Source organism: Seleniivibrio woodruffii (assembly GCF_029267515.1).
Taxonomy (GTDB): domain Bacteria; phylum Chrysiogenota; class Deferribacteres; order Deferribacterales; family Geovibrionaceae; genus Seleniivibrio; species Seleniivibrio woodruffii_A.
This window is the reverse complement of the sequence record NZ_JAJUIS010000003.1, coordinates 215,368-229,336: the sequence shown is the minus strand read 5'-3', so window position 1 is coordinate 229,336 and position 13,969 is coordinate 215,368. Positions and strand designations below refer to the sequence as shown.

At 48.6% G+C, this 13,969-nt stretch carries 17 protein-coding genes; 6 read left to right on the top strand and 11 right to left on the bottom strand.

Annotated elements, in window-relative coordinates:
* Positions 1–46: 46 nt before the first annotated feature.
* Positions 47–1,207, bottom strand: a complete 1,161-nt coding sequence (locus Q7P67_RS05080) for a metallophosphoesterase (RefSeq protein WP_303850835.1) — start codon at positions 1,205–1,207, stop codon at positions 47–49.
* A gap of 84 nt (positions 1,208–1,291) precedes the next feature.
* Between Q7P67_RS05080 and Q7P67_RS05075 the strand changes: the two genes are divergently transcribed.
* Complete coding sequence (locus tag Q7P67_RS05075; protein ID WP_303850834.1) at positions 1,292–1,489, top strand: 4Fe-4S binding protein; 198 nt, start codon at positions 1,292–1,294, stop codon at positions 1,487–1,489.
* Here Q7P67_RS05075 and Q7P67_RS05070 read toward each other — a convergent pair.
* Entirely contained in the window at positions 1,476–1,718 is a 243-nt protein-coding gene (locus tag Q7P67_RS05070; RefSeq protein ID WP_303850833.1) for a GSU3529 family protein, read from the bottom strand. The two genes, Q7P67_RS05075 and Q7P67_RS05070, sit on opposite strands and share 14 nt — an antisense overlap.
* A gap of 128 nt (positions 1,719–1,846) precedes the next feature.
* Between Q7P67_RS05070 and Q7P67_RS05065 the strand changes: the two genes are divergently transcribed.
* The 4 genes from Q7P67_RS05065 to Q7P67_RS05050 are packed head-to-tail and all read left to right on the top strand — an operon-like array spanning position 1,847 to position 4,702.
* Positions 1,847–2,899, top strand: a complete 1,053-nt coding sequence (locus Q7P67_RS05065) for an NADH:flavin oxidoreductase/NADH oxidase (RefSeq protein ID WP_303850832.1) — start codon at positions 1,847–1,849, stop codon at positions 2,897–2,899.
* Positions 2,896–4,050 (top strand): MFS transporter, encoded by a 1,155-nt coding sequence (locus tag Q7P67_RS05060; protein ID WP_303850831.1) that lies wholly within the window; start codon positions 2,896–2,898, stop codon positions 4,048–4,050. Before Q7P67_RS05065 ends, Q7P67_RS05060 begins: the two co-directional genes overlap by 4 nt.
* A gap of 53 nt (positions 4,051–4,103) precedes the next feature.
* Positions 4,104–4,304: a type II toxin-antitoxin system VapB family antitoxin gene (locus Q7P67_RS05055; protein WP_303850830.1), complete on the top strand. Its 201-nt coding sequence runs from the start codon at positions 4,104–4,106 to the stop codon at positions 4,302–4,304.
* Entirely contained in the window at positions 4,301–4,702 is a 402-nt protein-coding gene (locus Q7P67_RS05050; protein WP_303850829.1) for a PIN domain-containing protein, read from the top strand. Before Q7P67_RS05055 ends, Q7P67_RS05050 begins: the two co-directional genes overlap by 4 nt.
* 35 nt (positions 4,703–4,737) lie before the next feature.
* Here Q7P67_RS05050 and Q7P67_RS05045 read toward each other — a convergent pair whose 3' ends face one another.
* The 6 genes from Q7P67_RS05045 to Q7P67_RS05020 all read right to left on the bottom strand — a co-directional run bounded on the left by Q7P67_RS05045 (position 4,738) and on the right by Q7P67_RS05020 (position 9,399).
* The gene (locus tag Q7P67_RS05045) at positions 4,738–4,866 is read right to left on the bottom strand and encodes a CcmD family protein (protein ID WP_303850827.1); all 129 of its coding nucleotides are present in this window, start codon (positions 4,864–4,866) and stop codon (positions 4,738–4,740) included.
* The gene (gene ccsA, locus Q7P67_RS05040) at positions 4,859–5,524 is read right to left on the bottom strand and encodes a cytochrome c biogenesis protein CcsA (RefSeq protein WP_303850826.1); all 666 of its coding nucleotides are present in this window, start codon (positions 5,522–5,524) and stop codon (positions 4,859–4,861) included. The genes Q7P67_RS05045 and ccsA overlap by 8 nt, the downstream gene beginning before the upstream one ends.
* 1 nt (position 5,525) lies before the next feature.
* The gene (locus Q7P67_RS05035; RefSeq protein WP_303850825.1) at positions 5,526–6,203 is read right to left on the bottom strand and encodes a heme exporter protein CcmB; all 678 of its coding nucleotides are present in this window, start codon (positions 6,201–6,203) and stop codon (positions 5,526–5,528) included.
* Positions 6,200–6,910, bottom strand: coding sequence for an ABC transporter ATP-binding protein (locus tag Q7P67_RS05030; RefSeq protein WP_303850824.1), 711 nt, complete (start codon positions 6,908–6,910; stop codon positions 6,200–6,202). The genes Q7P67_RS05035 and Q7P67_RS05030 overlap by 4 nt, the downstream gene beginning before the upstream one ends.
* Positions 6,903–8,819, bottom strand: coding sequence for a heme lyase CcmF/NrfE family subunit (locus Q7P67_RS05025; RefSeq protein WP_303850823.1), 1,917 nt, complete (start codon positions 8,817–8,819; stop codon positions 6,903–6,905). Before Q7P67_RS05025 ends, Q7P67_RS05030 begins: the two co-directional genes overlap by 8 nt.
* Positions 8,820–8,928: 109 nt before the next feature.
* Positions 8,929–9,399 (bottom strand): cytochrome c maturation protein CcmE, encoded by a 471-nt coding sequence (locus tag Q7P67_RS05020; RefSeq protein ID WP_303850822.1) that lies wholly within the window; start codon positions 9,397–9,399, stop codon positions 8,929–8,931.
* A gap of 29 nt (positions 9,400–9,428) precedes the next feature.
* Here Q7P67_RS05020 and Q7P67_RS05015 point away from each other — a divergent pair, with 29 nt between their 5' ends.
* Positions 9,429–10,169 (top strand): cytochrome c biogenesis CcdA family protein, encoded by a 741-nt coding sequence (locus tag Q7P67_RS05015; RefSeq protein ID WP_303850821.1) that lies wholly within the window; start codon positions 9,429–9,431, stop codon positions 10,167–10,169.
* On the opposite strand, the gene Q7P67_RS05010 is transcribed toward Q7P67_RS05015, so the two are convergent.
* Genes Q7P67_RS05010 through Q7P67_RS05000 form a run of 3 tightly spaced genes read right to left on the bottom strand, consistent with a single transcriptional unit; the run spans position 10,170 to position 13,869 of the window.
* Positions 10,170–10,982 carry a DUF4384 domain-containing protein gene (locus Q7P67_RS05010; RefSeq protein ID WP_303850820.1) on the bottom strand — a complete coding sequence of 271 codons (813 nt, stop codon included), beginning with the start codon at positions 10,980–10,982 and terminating at the stop codon, positions 10,170–10,172.
* Positions 10,982–13,048 carry a caspase family protein gene (locus Q7P67_RS05005; protein ID WP_303850819.1) on the bottom strand — a complete coding sequence of 689 codons (2,067 nt, stop codon included), beginning with the start codon at positions 13,046–13,048 and terminating at the stop codon, positions 10,982–10,984. Before Q7P67_RS05005 ends, Q7P67_RS05010 begins: the two co-directional genes overlap by 1 nt.
* Positions 13,048–13,869, bottom strand: a complete 822-nt coding sequence (locus Q7P67_RS05000) for a hypothetical protein (protein ID WP_303850818.1) — start codon at positions 13,867–13,869, stop codon at positions 13,048–13,050. The genes Q7P67_RS05005 and Q7P67_RS05000 overlap by 1 nt, the downstream gene beginning before the upstream one ends.
* Positions 13,870–13,969 lie beyond the last annotated feature (100 nt).

Below are 13,969 nucleotides of genomic sequence, written 5' to 3'. Positions count from 1 at the left end.
AAGACATCTCTGCGAGGACTGAAAGGACGAAGCAGTTTCATTATTTTTATGCTCTGTGCAGTGTCAGAAGGGTTATCTCCGAAGGCACGCCCACGCGCATTGGCGGTCCCCAGTATCCCGTTCCGGTATTGACGTACACCCACATATCCTTATGGCGGTTAAGCCCTTTATAATACTTCTGAAAGAACGGTATAAGCAGACTGAACGGAAAATACTGACCCGCGTGGGTATGTCCGGAAAGCTGTAGATCCACTCCGGCGGCATAAGCGTCGGCATAGCTGTTGGGCTGGTGCGCCAGCATTATCTTTTTCATTCCGGTCGGTACGCCGTCAAACGCCCTCTTCGCACTGGATGCGTGGAGTGCGCCGTAGTGTCTCGTTGAATAGTCGCTCACACCTCCGACGGCTATCTCCGCACCTCTCACTTTTATAATCTCATGGGCGTTTATAAGCGGCTTTGCACCCATCCTCTCAAACTCTTCTATCCAGCCTGGAGCGTCCCAGTAATACTCGTGGTTGCCTGTGACATAATAAACCCCGTGCCTGGCTTTAAGCTCTGCCAGAGGTGCGGTATCGTTTTGCAGATCTTTGACGTGTCCGTCGGCAAAGTCACCTGTCAGCGCCACGATATCCGCGTCAAGAGTGTTCACACGGTTTACCACAGTCTGAGCGAACCTTCGCCCTATTGTAGGTCCAATATGCAGGTCGGACACCTGTGCGATGCGGAATCCCTCGAACTGCTCCGGGAGGTCTTTCACGGGCACCTTAACCTCTTTGACAGACGGTTCCGCGTGCGCCTGTCCGATTCCAAGCACCGTTGAACCAACTGTCAGCACTCCAAGTGTAAGCAGAACGCGGCGCTCCATGTCCACAGTGTCCGTGGGCGGCGCGATAAACCGCCAGATTATTGCACCGACATCAGTTATAACACCGTATGCCGCAAGGAGCGTCACCATTCCGAAAGCTGTGTATGAAACCCAGTTGACAGCTATGAACAGCCAAGCCAGCCCCATTTCGTTTTTGAGCCTCGGCAGGAACATCCTGTCGCCTATGGGTGCAAGCAACTCCAGCAGAAATATAAAAGCCACTATCACCCACGCCAGCACCAAGTGCTCTTTCGCCCACTGCCAGCGGGTGATTATCCTTGAAAATGCGTAAATATTTATAAGGGCGAAAATGCCCAGAACAACTGCAAATCTTATACCCATACATCCCTCTTAATCAAATGTTTATATAATCTTGTCCGGCTGTCCCGTTATTGCAAGACAAATGTAATGATGTATAATAGACGGATGGCAAACGAAAGGGTTCAGATTGTAACAGGCAGATGCAGAGGCTGCGGGGCGTGCGTGACACAGTGCCGCGAATGCGCTATAACACTTTTCACGGATGCGGACAACCGCAAGTTGATACGCATCGATACGGCAAAATGCACCGGATGCGGAAAGTGCATCCCCATATGCCGTTACGGAGCTGTCAGGCAATCTTGAGCAGCTTCGCGACGCACTGCTCAACGTCCTTTGTGCTGGAAAAAAGATTCCCGCATCCGACGTCGCCGAAAGGCTCATAATTTTCCAGATGGTCGATAAGCTCGTGTATCAGCTCAATATCAGAATTTTTATTCTCACAGATAAATCTTATGCTCGCGAACAGCGTATCCGGAAGATCCTGTTCGTTTGACGCTTTAAGCGCCACCTTCAGCAGTTTTTCATATATCATGTCAGCACCTCTACCGCACATCTGTTTATAACATTTCGGGCGTATGCCCTGCAATCCAAAAAACACTTGTGAAGTATAGCGCATGAGCATTATTGTTACTATATGATTTTATTAATAGGAGGATGCTTATGTCAGAATTATTTAAACCGATCACCCTGAACGGAGTAACCCTCCGCAACCGCGTCGTCGTACCACCCATGTGCCAATACAGCGCAAGTGACGGTCTTCCGAACGACTGGCACCTGGTCCATTACGGTTCCATAGCCGCGGGCGGCGCAGGCGCAGTTATTATAGAAGCCACCGCAGTTTCGCCTGAAGGGCGCATCAGCCCTTACGACCTCGGTCTCTGGAACGATGAGCAGGCGGACAGATTCGCCCGAATCTTCTCGTTCATAGAGTCGCAGGGCGCAGTTCCAGCCGTACAGATAGCCCATGCAGGCAGAAAAGCCTGTACCGACAAACCGTGGCTGGGCGGCAAACCACTCACAGACTGGACAGACCTGCTGGCTCCCAGCGCAATCCCCTTTGACACCGAATGTCAGACACCTGCGGCAATGACAGTTGCCCAGATACATGAAATGACCGATAGATTCGCAGAATCAGCTATGCGTGCTGTACGTGCCGGAGCACAGATTATAGAACTGCACGCAGCACACGGTTATCTGCTCAGTGAGTTCATCTCGCCAATCTCCAACAAGCGCGAAGATGAATACGGCGGCAGCCTTGAAAACAGGGCGCGCTTCCTCATAGAAACGGTTAAAGCTGTCCAGTCTGCCATAGGCACAGCAGTACCGATATCCGTCCGCATCAGTGCTACGGACTGGCTGCCGGACGGACAGCAGCCGGAGGATTCCGTTAAGCTGGTGAACATGCTCAAACCGCTTGGAGTGGCGCTTATAGACGTTTCCACAGCAGGCGTTGCACTTGCAAAAATACCCGCGGGTTCCGGATTTCAGGTACCATTCGCGGAAAAGATTAAAAAAGAGACAGGCATGACGACCTCCGCCGTGGGGCTTATCACTGAGGCACAGCACGCTGAGAGTATCGTTGCCGAAGGCAAAGCGGACATTGTTATGATAGGCAGAGGACACCTAAAAAATCATCAGTGGACAATACATGCCGCAAGGGAGCTTGGAGCGGAAGCGCCCATCCCGCCGCAATATCTGCGCAGCTACAGATGAAACAAAGCAGGGAGTTTTTAATTCTGCTGTTCGCAACGGTGATGACCATATCGTCGCTGTATGCGCCTCAGCCTGTTCAGCCTATGATTGCGGAGGAGTTCGGGCTGTCCATGTCGCAGGCATCGCTTCTGACCACAGCTACCATGGTTCCCCTTGCCGTTGCGCCCGTCTTCTACGGATATATACTTGAATCGGTTTCCGCCGGACGCGTTCTGCTTTTCTCGCTGGCATTTCTGTCGGTATGCCAGTTCATGTTCTTCTTCTCTAACACTTTCTATCTGCTTGTGGGCGTGCGTTTCCTGCAGGGATGCGCTATCCCTGCCGTCCTGACCGGCATCATGACCTATATTGCCGACACTTCGGAAAAGAGTAATGTTCAGAAGAACATGGCGCTCTATATCTCCGCGACCATCTTCGGAGGGTTCGCAGGACGCTTTTTCTCCGGTCTGATAGCCCACTATGCCGGATGGCGGGTGATGTTCATGATTCTGGGAGTCAGCCTCGCCTTTGCGGTATATCTCATCCGCACACTTCCCGAAAACAAAACAACTCTTGCTAAGATGAACCCTCACGCTGCAATGGAAATACTATCACAGCGGCTTTTCACCATGATTTACATCATGATTTTTTTCATGTTCTTCATGTTCGCTGCAGTGCTCAACTTCATTCCATTCCGCCTGCGCCAGATAAATCCGGACGCGGGGGAACTTCTGATAGGAATAATGTACACAGGCTACATTATGGGCATTGCAATGTCCGTAAACGTCATGAAGATAATAAAACTGCTTGGTTCAGAACTGCGTACTGTGTTCGCCGGACTTACCTCATTCGTTCTGTCGCTGGTGCTGTTCATATCCGGTGATACGCGGCTGATGTTCCTCGGCATGTTCGTTTTCTGCGCCAGCATGTTCCTGTCGCACACCGCGGCTGCCGGTTATGTCAACAAGATAGCCGACAGGCATAAAGGGGTAACAAACGGGCTGTATGTGGCATTTTACTACTCCGGCGGCGCACTCGGCTCAATTCTTCCGGGGCTTATTTACGAGGATTTCGGGTGGCACAGCTTCATACTGTTTCTCGGTGTGCTCATGACCTCCGCAATTTTGACAGGACGCATCGTATTGCGCGGACATATGAGGAGAAACACATGATTCCGCTTTAATTTACACATTATAGTGTGTAAGTTATCTCTATGGAGGACAATATGGCAACAAATCTTGCAATAGACGATGCACTCCTTAAAGAAGCACAGAAGATAAGCGGTATAAAGACCAAAAAAGATACAGTGAATACAGCACTTAAAGAGTTCATACTTAGAAAGAAACAGGAAGAGATACTTGAACTTTTCGGCAGCGTGGACTATGACAGTGATTACGATTACAAAAAACTGAGAAATCGTAAATGAAAGTGCTTGTGGATACTTCCGTACGGTATCTTGCTCTGCGTAAAACACCTAGAGCAGAGAAGGACATTGATGTTGTTTCACGCCTTACTGATGTTATAAAAGACTCCCGTGTTGCAATAATCGGAGCTATCAGACATGAACTGCTCTCCGGAATATCATCCTCTGAAAAATTTGAACAACTGAAAGGCAGGATGCGTTCTTTTGAGGATTTACCTCTTAACACAGAAATATATGAACTTGCGGCTGAGTTTTCTAATGCCTGCCGTATAAACGGTGTCCAAGGCTCTCATACAGATTTTCTTATATGTGCGGTTTCAGCACACTACAACATTCCCGTTTTCACACTGGATAAGGATTTCGAAAGTTACAGACAGCATATTGAATTGAAGCTGTATTGAAAAAAGGCCGCCCCGAATGAGGCAGCCTTTGGAAATTATTTGTTTTCCAGTGAGTCCACTCTGGTTTCAAGGTTTTTAAGGCGTGATCCGAGGCTGAAAAAATATGCACCGAGAAGCACGAAAATAACTGTATAACCTGCGAAAAGATATCCGAAATTACCCATTGTTCTCTCCTATAGCATCAATTCTTCTTGAGAGTGACGCAATGCGCACCCTTTTCAGCATCATAGCGGCATAAAGCACCGAAAACGCAAAGATAGCGAAAAGCATCGCTTTCAGCATGTCGGGGTGCAGACCGCCGCCGCCTTTCTGAACCACGTTGGGGTGGATAGTTCTCCACCAGCGGATCGAAAAGAAGACTATCGGTACGTCGATGAAACCGATAATTCCTATTGCCGCCGCGAACTTAGCCCTTTTGTCCGCTTCCTCGATAAACTTGCGGAGCATGATGTATCCCGCATAGATGAACCACAGGATTGTGGTAGTCGTAAGACGTGGATCCCACGTCCACCATACGCCCCATATGGGTCTTGCCCAGATAGGTCCTGTGATGAGCACTATCGTACAGAACATTATGCCTATCTCCGCGGAGCTTTCCGCTATATCGTCAAACAGGAAATTCTGTTTCACCAGAAACAGGATGCTGAAAACGAACGTTACGAAGAAAGCAAAGAACGCTATCCATGCGGATGCGACGTGGAAATAGAAAATCTTCTGCACGGCGCCCATCATCCGCTCCACGGGAGCGAACATGAAGGCCATATAAAGCGCCGCAATGATAAGCACTATGGCGGCGATATCCAAAGGTTTCTGTAACTTCATATCAATCCTCTACTATAAAATCAAACACAGCGAAAACAACTACCGTAAATATAGCATCAAAACCGGCAAGAAGCTGCATCCATTTAACGGCATCCGCCGGATCGTGTCCGAGAATGTATATATTCAGCGCCTGAACAGACGACAGAATTACCGGAACGATTATGGGCAGAAGCAGAAGGGGCAGCATCACCTCTCTGGTTCTGGTATTCACGGAGATTATTGAAAACAGTGTGCCAAGTATGGCAAAGCCATATGTGCCTAAAAGGAAAATCACTACGGGCATAGCGCCGTATGCGAAGATGTTTACGTTATAAAGAACCATGAAAAGCGGAATGGTGAATATCTCCACCATGGCTATGAAAATGAAATTGCTTATTGCCTTGCCGAAAAATATGGCGCTGCGGTCAACAGGAGCAAGCAGCAGAGCTGAAAAGTTCCCGCCTGTAACTTCACTCATCATGGATTTGTTAAGCCCCAGAATCCCCGCGAAGACGAACGACATCCAGAGGATACCGCCGACCACCTCGTTTTTGAACTGAGAACCGGGTTCAAAGATAAAGCTGAAAACAACCACCGTAAGCACGGAGAAAAGGAGCATGGAGACCACTATCTCCCTTGATTTCAGCTCATGGAGAACGTCTTTGCTGACGATGGCGGAGATTGAACCGAGATATTTCATCTGCTCACCGCCTCAATATAGCGTTCGTCAAACTCCTGCACGCTTATGTTCGCCTTCTGTTCGTTGAACACAAGCTGACCGCCCTTTATTATGGCGAGTCTGGACGCCGCATCATAACCCTGTTTCATGTTGTGGGTCACCATTACGATGGTCTTGTGGTCGTCGAAAAGCTCCATAAGTATGCGTGTAAGGATGTCCGAAGCGTGGGTATCAAGCCCCGTATAGGGTTCGTCCAGAACGACAATCTCAGGGTCGTGCAGAAGCGCTCTTGTAATAGAGAGCCTTTGCAGCATCCCGCGCGAATAGCCGCGCACCTTGTCGTTTCTGCGTTTATAAAGCTCAACCTTGTCCAGAAGCACTTTGATGCGCTCGTCAATGTTCTGTACGTCGTACAGTTTCGCATAGAAGCGCAGGTTTTCAAGCGCCGTCAGCTCGCTGTAAAGGAAGGGCTGATGAGATATCACACCGAACCTGCTGCGGAAACTGTCCTGTAATTTGTTGAGCGGGGTATTTTCGTAAAGAATCTGTCCGCTTGTGGGCGGAGTCATGGTGCAGAGAAGTTTCAGAAAGGTGGATTTGCCCGCGCCGTTGGGTCCGAAAACGCTGACAAATTCTCCTTTATTAAGGGAAACGGACACATCCCGCAATGCGTGGATGTGTCCGTATTTTTTATTTACTTTCTTAAACTCAACCAGAGTTTCAGGCATTCTTCTTTTTCCTGCCGGAAATACCGTAAAGTCCGCCCAATACCATGGTTACACAACCTATCCATATCCATGTGATGAACGGCTGGAATACAGCCTGAATACCGACGTAGTTCTCAGCTTTCGAATAGCTGGCAAGTATAAGGTAAAGATCGCCGTAGAGTTTCGAGCTGATGGCAACCTCTGCGAAAGCCTGCTCGTTCTTCTCATAAAAGCGTCTTTCCGGCGCAAGGGTCATAAGCTCTTTACCGTTCTTATAAACTGTCACGGGCGCATATACGGAAACGTAGTTCTGCATCTCGCGCGCGTTAAGTTCGCCAACCTCAAGAGTGTATCCGCTGAACTCGAACTTTTCGCCGGGAGCAACGGTAACGTCTTTTTTATCGTTATAGAAAGAAGATGCCACAATTCCGTAAGCCATCATAACCACACCTATGTGGATTATCAGACCGCCGTAGTATCTTCTGTTTTTAAGCAGAACATTGGCGCCGCCTTTCTTAACGGTCGTTATAATGGATACAAGGATTGATACCAGAGAAAAAGTGGTAAATCCGAGAAGCATTATAGGCAGAATCTCTTTATGTCCGGCAGCAACAAGAGCACCCATAGCGGCAACCATTGCGATTGTCGAAGGCGCGAGCTTCATGATAAGCTCCTTTCTGTCCATCTTTCCATAGTGCAGAAGCGGAGCTATACCGCCGGCAAGCAGGATAAGGACAAAGAAGGGAGCGGAAACTCTGTTAAAGTAGGGAATACCCACAGTAATCTTGTCGGGCATTACCAGACCGGAAATGATGGGCATCATGGTTCCGACGCCTATAACTATGGTAAGTCCGAGGAACAGCCAGTTTGCGAGGAAAAACATCCCGTCGCGTGAGAAGAAAGTGAAATGGTGCTCCTCTTTGTCTGACAGTTCTTTAAGCATAGGGAACAGATATTTAAGGAATATAGCCGTCGTCAGCGTTATAAACGCCAGGAAGAAATATCCCAGAGATGATTTTGCGAACGTGTGCACGGAATCCAGAACGCCGCTTCTTGTGATGAACGTACCGAACAGGCAGAGCTGGAAAGAGATGAGCGCAAGCATATGCGTCCATATTTTCAGTTTGCCGCGTCTTTCGTAAATCATAGCGGAGTGCAGCAGAGCCGTTGATGTAAGCCAGGGAAGCAGTGAAGCGTTTTCAACAGGGTCCCATGCCCAGTAACCGCCCCAGCCAAGCTCAACATAAGCCCATTCGCCGCCGAGAACGATACCTATCGTAAGGAAAATCCATGTGATAACGGTCCATTTGCGTGTGTCTACAGCCCAGTTTGCGGATACGTCTTTAGTGACAAGCGCAGCAAAGGCGTGTCCGACAGTTATGGTGTATCCCACATATCCAAGGAAAAGGGTGGGCGGGTGATACAGCATACCGGGGTTTTGCAGCAGCGGGTTCATACCCATACCGTCGGCGGGGAAGAAGTCCAGCTCTGCAAAGGGGTTTGTAACGAAAATTGTGAGTATCAGGAAAAAGGTGGATGTCAGCGCCGAAACGGCAAGCACCGCAGACCTGTATTTTGTGTCGTAATTCTTTGTGCGGAAAATTTCTATCACCGCAAAAAGCGTGACAAGCCAGCCCCAGAAAAGGAGCGAACCAGCCTGACCTGCCCACCAGCCGCTTATCTTATAAACAAACGGAAGTTTCGAGTCGGTGTACTGCGCAACATACTCCATTTTGAAATAGCCTGTCGCAAGGGCATAGACCAGAACGCAGGATGCCAGAGAAAAGGCAACCAGCTGACCGATCATGATAGAGTCCGCCAGCTTTGCTGTGGACTTGTTTTGGGTCTGCATGGCATAGGCATACATACCGAATGCGGCGAAGCCGGACAAAAGACCCAGAATCTGAAATAAATTACCTAACTGTCCCATAATTCTCCCTTATTGGTTTTGAATAAAGCACGACCTAACACGTCTTAAACAAGCGTATGTAAATAATAAAAATTATTATTCACAGTTCAGTCTAAGCAGAGACAGGCGATTATGATTTTTGTTCAACTTCGGCTTCATATTTTGACGGACATTTTGTCAGAACTGTTGCCGCGTTAAAAACCTGTTTCTCCGGATCGTATTTTCCTTCGACGATAACGTGTATATCCTCTTTAAAAGTATCGGGGATGATACCGTGATATTCCACTTTCATCGTATCGGGATTACCTTGTATATCCTGAATAGTGAAAAGAAGATACTGATTTTTATAATCCTGTGTGACGGTTCCGGGCAAGACGTTGCCTGTGACCCTCATCCCCTTTGTGTTGTATTTTTCGGGGTTATGGGTAACTTCGTGAACCTCAAGATAATAGACGCTCTCCTGCTTAAAGCTGGACATAAACAGCCAGCCGATAATTCCGGCGAAAACAACGCCTGCAAGAATAAACTTATACGATTTCTTCATTATGACCTCTTTCAGCTTCTTTAAAGCATAGACTATGATGTTAAAAAAAAGTTGCATAATCAAGTAGAAATTTGTAAATATTGCACATGGACAATGTATCTTTTTTCACAGCGTTCCTTGCGGGCGTACTTTCCTTTTTATCACCATGCGTTTTACCGCTGCTCCCCGGATACCTTTCTTTTATGTCCGGCGAATCCATCGAAACCCTTACAACAGGCGATAAAAAGACGGCAAGACTTAAAGTCTTTCTAGGTGCAGTATTTTTTGGCTTAGGCTTCATGCTGGTGTTCATCCTGCTCGGTGCCGGAGCTACAAAAATAGGAATGTTTCTTAAAGAATATAAGCTCATAATCGGAAGGGTTGCGGGTGTGGTAATCATCATACTCGGTCTGCACATGACGGGCATCTTCCGCATCAATAAACTCATGATGCACAAAAAATGGCACTACAGCTCGAAACAGGGCGCTCCGTTTTTTGTAAATGCGTTTCTTCTTGGTGTGGCGTTCGTTTTCGGCTGGACACCCTGCATAGGTCCCATCCTTGCGGGCATTCTGTCACTTGCCGCGGCAAAAGAGACCGTCACCAGCGGCATCATGCTTCTTGCCGTTTTCGGTTTCGGGCTTTGGATACCGTTTCTGCTCTCTGCAATGGCTGTGGGACTTGTATTCTCCACAGTGCGAAAGGCAGGAAAGATAGTTATGGCGGTGGAAAAGATATCAGGCGCACTGCTTATAATAATCGGTGTTCTTATGGCGACGGACAGTATGCAGGCGGTGAGTATCTTCCTTTTCAGGATATTCCCTGCGCTGGGCAATATAAACTACTGATCACCTGACAATGGTATAGGTCACGGTGTCGTCCGCCCAGTCGGACGGGTCCAGCCTGTTCAGTCTGCGGACGAGATCGCTTATCATACCTGTTGAAGAGGCGCTGTAGGTTATAAACATCCCCTCCTGAAATCCAAGGGTAAGAAGGTCGTCCTTCTGCCTTGTGGCGATTATTTTTATCTTCTCCTCGGCGGATTTACCTTTGAATCCCGGAAGGAACTGTGCCGTAAGAACAATTTTACATTCGCTGTCGGGATAGACGTAGGTTTTGTCCTTCTGTGCAAAGTTGCTCCTCTGAACACTGTTCGGCAGAAGCAGCGTTACAGAACCGTCTGAGGCTATGGAGAACAGATAGACGTAGGCGTCCTCCGTTACCCTGTAGCTTATGCTGACAGTATCCCCCTGCTTAACCTGCGCCCTCGACATGGCAAGATCAACGGACAGACCGCTTGTCTTTTCCGGCTGATAAGGTTCCACCACAGCTCTTATACTTACCGAGTATTCGCTGTTGCTTCCCTGCGCAAATCCCTGTGAAATAATGTTATATTTCAGTATACGCCCCTTCACGGACGCATATACGAGGTCTTCGGCAAGCTGGCTGTTATACACCAGAGTTCTGGATTTTATGAATATCCCGCACGCTGTCTCAATGGCGTTCCTGCGGGCATCGTTCAGGGCGCGCATGACTGTCTCTTTCATGGTGTCGGAATCACCCATAACAGAAACACCCTCCGCCTCCACTGTTACTGGATTTTCAGCACAGTTGGCGGAAAGCGCCGCAAAAAGCAGTATGAGAAAGAGAAATCTTTTCATCAGTAAAGTTCCCCGAAACTCTTGTCGTCGACCTTTCCTTTCAGAAAGGCGTCCATAAGTTTGGATTTCACAGGTTTTTTCAGCTCATCCAAGCCTTTGGAAAGCTGTGCGGAGTTAATAAGCCCCTTTTCAAAGAGCGCTTTCAGTTTATTTTTCCCTGTCTCCTCATCCATCAGTCTGGATTTTTCCCAGTTGCGGCTGACTGTGAAATCGCCTGTTCCTATCACCTGCGGATCCTGCTGCTGACCTTTAAGTCTGAAAGCCGCCTTGGCAACGTTGTTTTTTATGTATTCAGATATGTCGTTAATGGTCACCCATACGCCGTTTCCGCCCTTGCCTGTGAGTCCTTCCTTAAAGAAGTGGCTGAACAGACCGGATTTGTATTCGCTGTCATCCTCCCACGACTGCTGATTTGCAGCCGATGAGGTTATTATCACCCTGCCGGAACCGACTGTCTTTATGATGTCCGGAGCAGCCATCATGCCCACTATGGGCTTGCCGCCCTTGGCTACGATGGATTTTCCGCTGCCCGTGAAACATGCGTCCAGAGCCACCAGAACACCCTTCGCGTTTGACGAGTCCACCATATCCTCTATGTAGCTGACCCTGACCGCAGTATCAGACAGCGAATCGGGATCGGAAAGAACGCTGTCGTAGGGAACTATAAGGGCATCCGTAACCTTTTCGCCGGATGTTACAGGAGCGCCGTGACCGGAGAAATAGACATACATGTATCCGTCCCACGTTTTTATCTTTCTGAGTGCGGCTACGATGTTGTTGCGCGTGGCGTTCTCGTTCAGCAGAAGCACGGCATTCTCTTTCGGGATGCCCCCGTATCTTCTGTCTGTCAGTATGTTATATACTTCCTGCGCATCCGAAGAGGCGTATTTCAGCGCGGGTATGTCGCTTCGCCCTTTATAGTCGATACCGATAACCACAGCGTATGCGTCCTCTCTGTAAGGCGGCAGTTCGTTTTCGGCAGGCTGGGGTTCGGCGGCAGGAGCAGGAACCGATGAATAGGTCTGCTGTGCAGGTTTACCCGCGTCAGCAGTTGAGCCGAGCACCACGTCAAAATAGGAAGGGCGTGTACCGCGGATAACGTATAGAGTTATTTTGGCAGCAGGGGACTGCGACCCGATGAACGATACGAACGATTCTGCTGACGTGACAGCCGTTCCGTTCACTTCCGCTATTATGTCGCCAGTATGGATACCCACGGTCTCCGCGGGGCTGTTCGGCAAAACACCGACAACCTCAACACCTGACAGACCGGCTCTGAACCGCGCATTGGACGCTACTATCCTTGTTATCATAAGCTGTTTTTCAGTGCTTAAAGCCTGTATGTTAACTCCCAGATATGCTCCGCTCTGCTGTGCAGCCTGTGCAGTCTGTACAGGCTGTGCCGTCTGCACAGGCGCGGCATATGTCTGACGAACCGGAGCAGCGGCAACAGCGGGCTGTTTCCTGAGATTTGCCGCGTATGCCTGAAGCTCGCCGGAAAGGGCTATCTCTTCGTTCAGTTTTTTAAAGCAGTCGTCCATGGCGGCGGAGAGTGCCTCCGCCATAAGTGTTTTATACGGAATGACCGGAGATACCACCGACCTGCTCTCTTTCACGCTTCTGGCTGTGGTCTCCCAGATGGTCATACGGTTTTTATCGGTAACAGTGACCTTCACGCCGAGGTTAATTCGGTATTTCATTCCGAATCCTGCGGCAACCTGTACTCCTTCGAATGAAAAGTCCTGAATGTCGGCAGATATCAGCGCATCCACGTTATCAGGAAAACTGCCCGGCACAGCCGCCACAGCCGATGTGAACGCAACCGGAAAATACTTTTTCTCCATAATCCTAAGATGTTTTCCGGCGGGTATATTCTCTGTGGCGCTGCCTATGACATAGGACTTAACCAGATTTTCATCGGGCAGCACGATACCCACCCGCATGTTTACCATGTTCACCCTGTCAGGTATCACCGTCGTGTTTTCCACCATGGGGATGTCGATCCGGCTCGCACAGCCGACCATTATAAGCATTGACAATATTAAGAAATATTTAATCGATTTCATCAGTACAGCTCTCCGAATTTTTTCGCGTCTATCTTACCGTTCAGGAATGATTCCAGAAGTTTTGACCTGTCACCGCCAAGCTCGCCGATTGCTTTTGTAAGCTGGGCGGAATCTATGTATCCATGCTCAAATGCGGCGCGCAGCCTCTCCTTTTCCGTTGCTCCGTCGGGAACGTATGGAGATGGTTCAGGGGCTTTCTCCTGAGACTGACCGCGGAGATAGTTATTAACGGCATACGAGTTAAGCATACTGTCCAGCGACTTTATGAAAGCGTCACCCGCTGCTGCGTATAATCGGGCGTTCCAGACCTCCTGCGCCTCTTTTGTGCTTGTGCAGCTGTATTCCACATGGTCTATGGACGAAACAGTGTCGGAGCGGTAAAGTTCCCGTCCGCCGCTGTCCATGAAGTGTATACGGAGGTTCAGTTTAGGCGTCACGCCGCATGTATTAAATCCCCTGACTGTGGTATTAAAATCGAAATCCTGAAGTTCAACGGAGATTATCAGTCCTTTGTCGGACTTTGCAGACTCCAGAACAGCCGTTTCTGTGAAATACTGCGGCAGAATATCCTTTGCTGATTTGTTTATCTGTTTGGCAATAGGCATTATCATGAGCTGCTTAACACCGGAACCGTTGTCTTCGAGCTTTTGAGAAGGGTTATTTTCATCCATAGGCAGATAAGCCGCCTTTATGTTCATTTTCTGCATCACGTGCGCAGCAGGAAGTTTTGATGCGGATACATCCTGATATGGCACTTCATAAGTAAAGGTGCACGAGCAGATAACAATTGATGCGGTTATAAGTGTAATAAGACGGAACATTTCTCACCTATGTTTGTTTACTTAACTGATTTTACCTCCGTCTGTTTAAGAAATAAAGGGGTAGTTTTTATTAATGAGGCTGCTTCGAAAGAACTTAAAC

Excerpts from the sequence above, each read along its gene's own strand:
- Q7P67_RS05010 (WP_303850820.1), bottom strand. The coding sequence starts at position 10,982 with ATGAAAAGATTTCTCTTTCTCATACTGCTTTTTGCGGCGCTTTCCGCC.
- Q7P67_RS05015 (WP_303850821.1), top strand. The coding sequence starts at position 9,429 with ATGGACAATGTATCTTTTTTCACAGCGTTCCTTGCGGGCGTACTTTCC.
- Q7P67_RS05065 (WP_303850832.1), top strand. The coding sequence starts at position 1,847 with ATGTCAGAATTATTTAAACCGATCACCCTGAACGGAGTAACCCTCCGC.
- Q7P67_RS05030 (WP_303850824.1), bottom strand. The coding sequence starts at position 6,910 with ATGCCTGAAACTCTGGTTGAGTTTAAGAAAGTAAATAAAAAATACGGA.
- Q7P67_RS05080 (WP_303850835.1), bottom strand. The coding sequence starts at position 1,207 with ATGGGTATAAGATTTGCAGTTGTTCTGGGCATTTTCGCCCTTATAAAT.
- ccsA (WP_303850826.1), bottom strand. The coding sequence starts at position 5,524 with ATGAAGTTACAGAAACCTTTGGATATCGCCGCCATAGTGCTTATCATT.
- Q7P67_RS05045 (WP_303850827.1), bottom strand. The coding sequence starts at position 4,866 with ATGGGTAATTTCGGATATCTTTTCGCAGGTTATACAGTTATTTTCGTG.
- Q7P67_RS05005 (WP_303850819.1), bottom strand. The coding sequence starts at position 13,048 with ATGAAATCGATTAAATATTTCTTAATATTGTCAATGCTTATAATGGTC.
- Q7P67_RS05070 (WP_303850833.1), bottom strand. The coding sequence starts at position 1,718 with ATGATATATGAAAAACTGCTGAAGGTGGCGCTTAAAGCGTCAAACGAA.
- Q7P67_RS05025 (WP_303850823.1), bottom strand. The coding sequence starts at position 8,819 with ATGGGACAGTTAGGTAATTTATTTCAGATTCTGGGTCTTTTGTCCGGC.
- Q7P67_RS05020 (WP_303850822.1), bottom strand. The coding sequence starts at position 9,399 with ATGCAACTTTTTTTTAACATCATAGTCTATGCTTTAAAGAAGCTGAAA.
- Q7P67_RS05000 (WP_303850818.1), bottom strand. The coding sequence starts at position 13,869 with ATGTTCCGTCTTATTACACTTATAACCGCATCAATTGTTATCTGCTCG.
- Q7P67_RS05075 (WP_303850834.1), top strand. The coding sequence starts at position 1,292 with ATGGCAAACGAAAGGGTTCAGATTGTAACAGGCAGATGCAGAGGCTGC.
- Q7P67_RS05035 (WP_303850825.1), bottom strand. The coding sequence starts at position 6,203 with ATGAAATATCTCGGTTCAATCTCCGCCATCGTCAGCAAAGACGTTCTC.
- Q7P67_RS05060 (WP_303850831.1), top strand. The coding sequence starts at position 2,896 with ATGAAACAAAGCAGGGAGTTTTTAATTCTGCTGTTCGCAACGGTGATG.
- Q7P67_RS05055 (WP_303850830.1), top strand. The coding sequence starts at position 4,104 with ATGGCAACAAATCTTGCAATAGACGATGCACTCCTTAAAGAAGCACAG.
- Q7P67_RS05050 (WP_303850829.1), top strand. The coding sequence starts at position 4,301 with ATGAAAGTGCTTGTGGATACTTCCGTACGGTATCTTGCTCTGCGTAAA.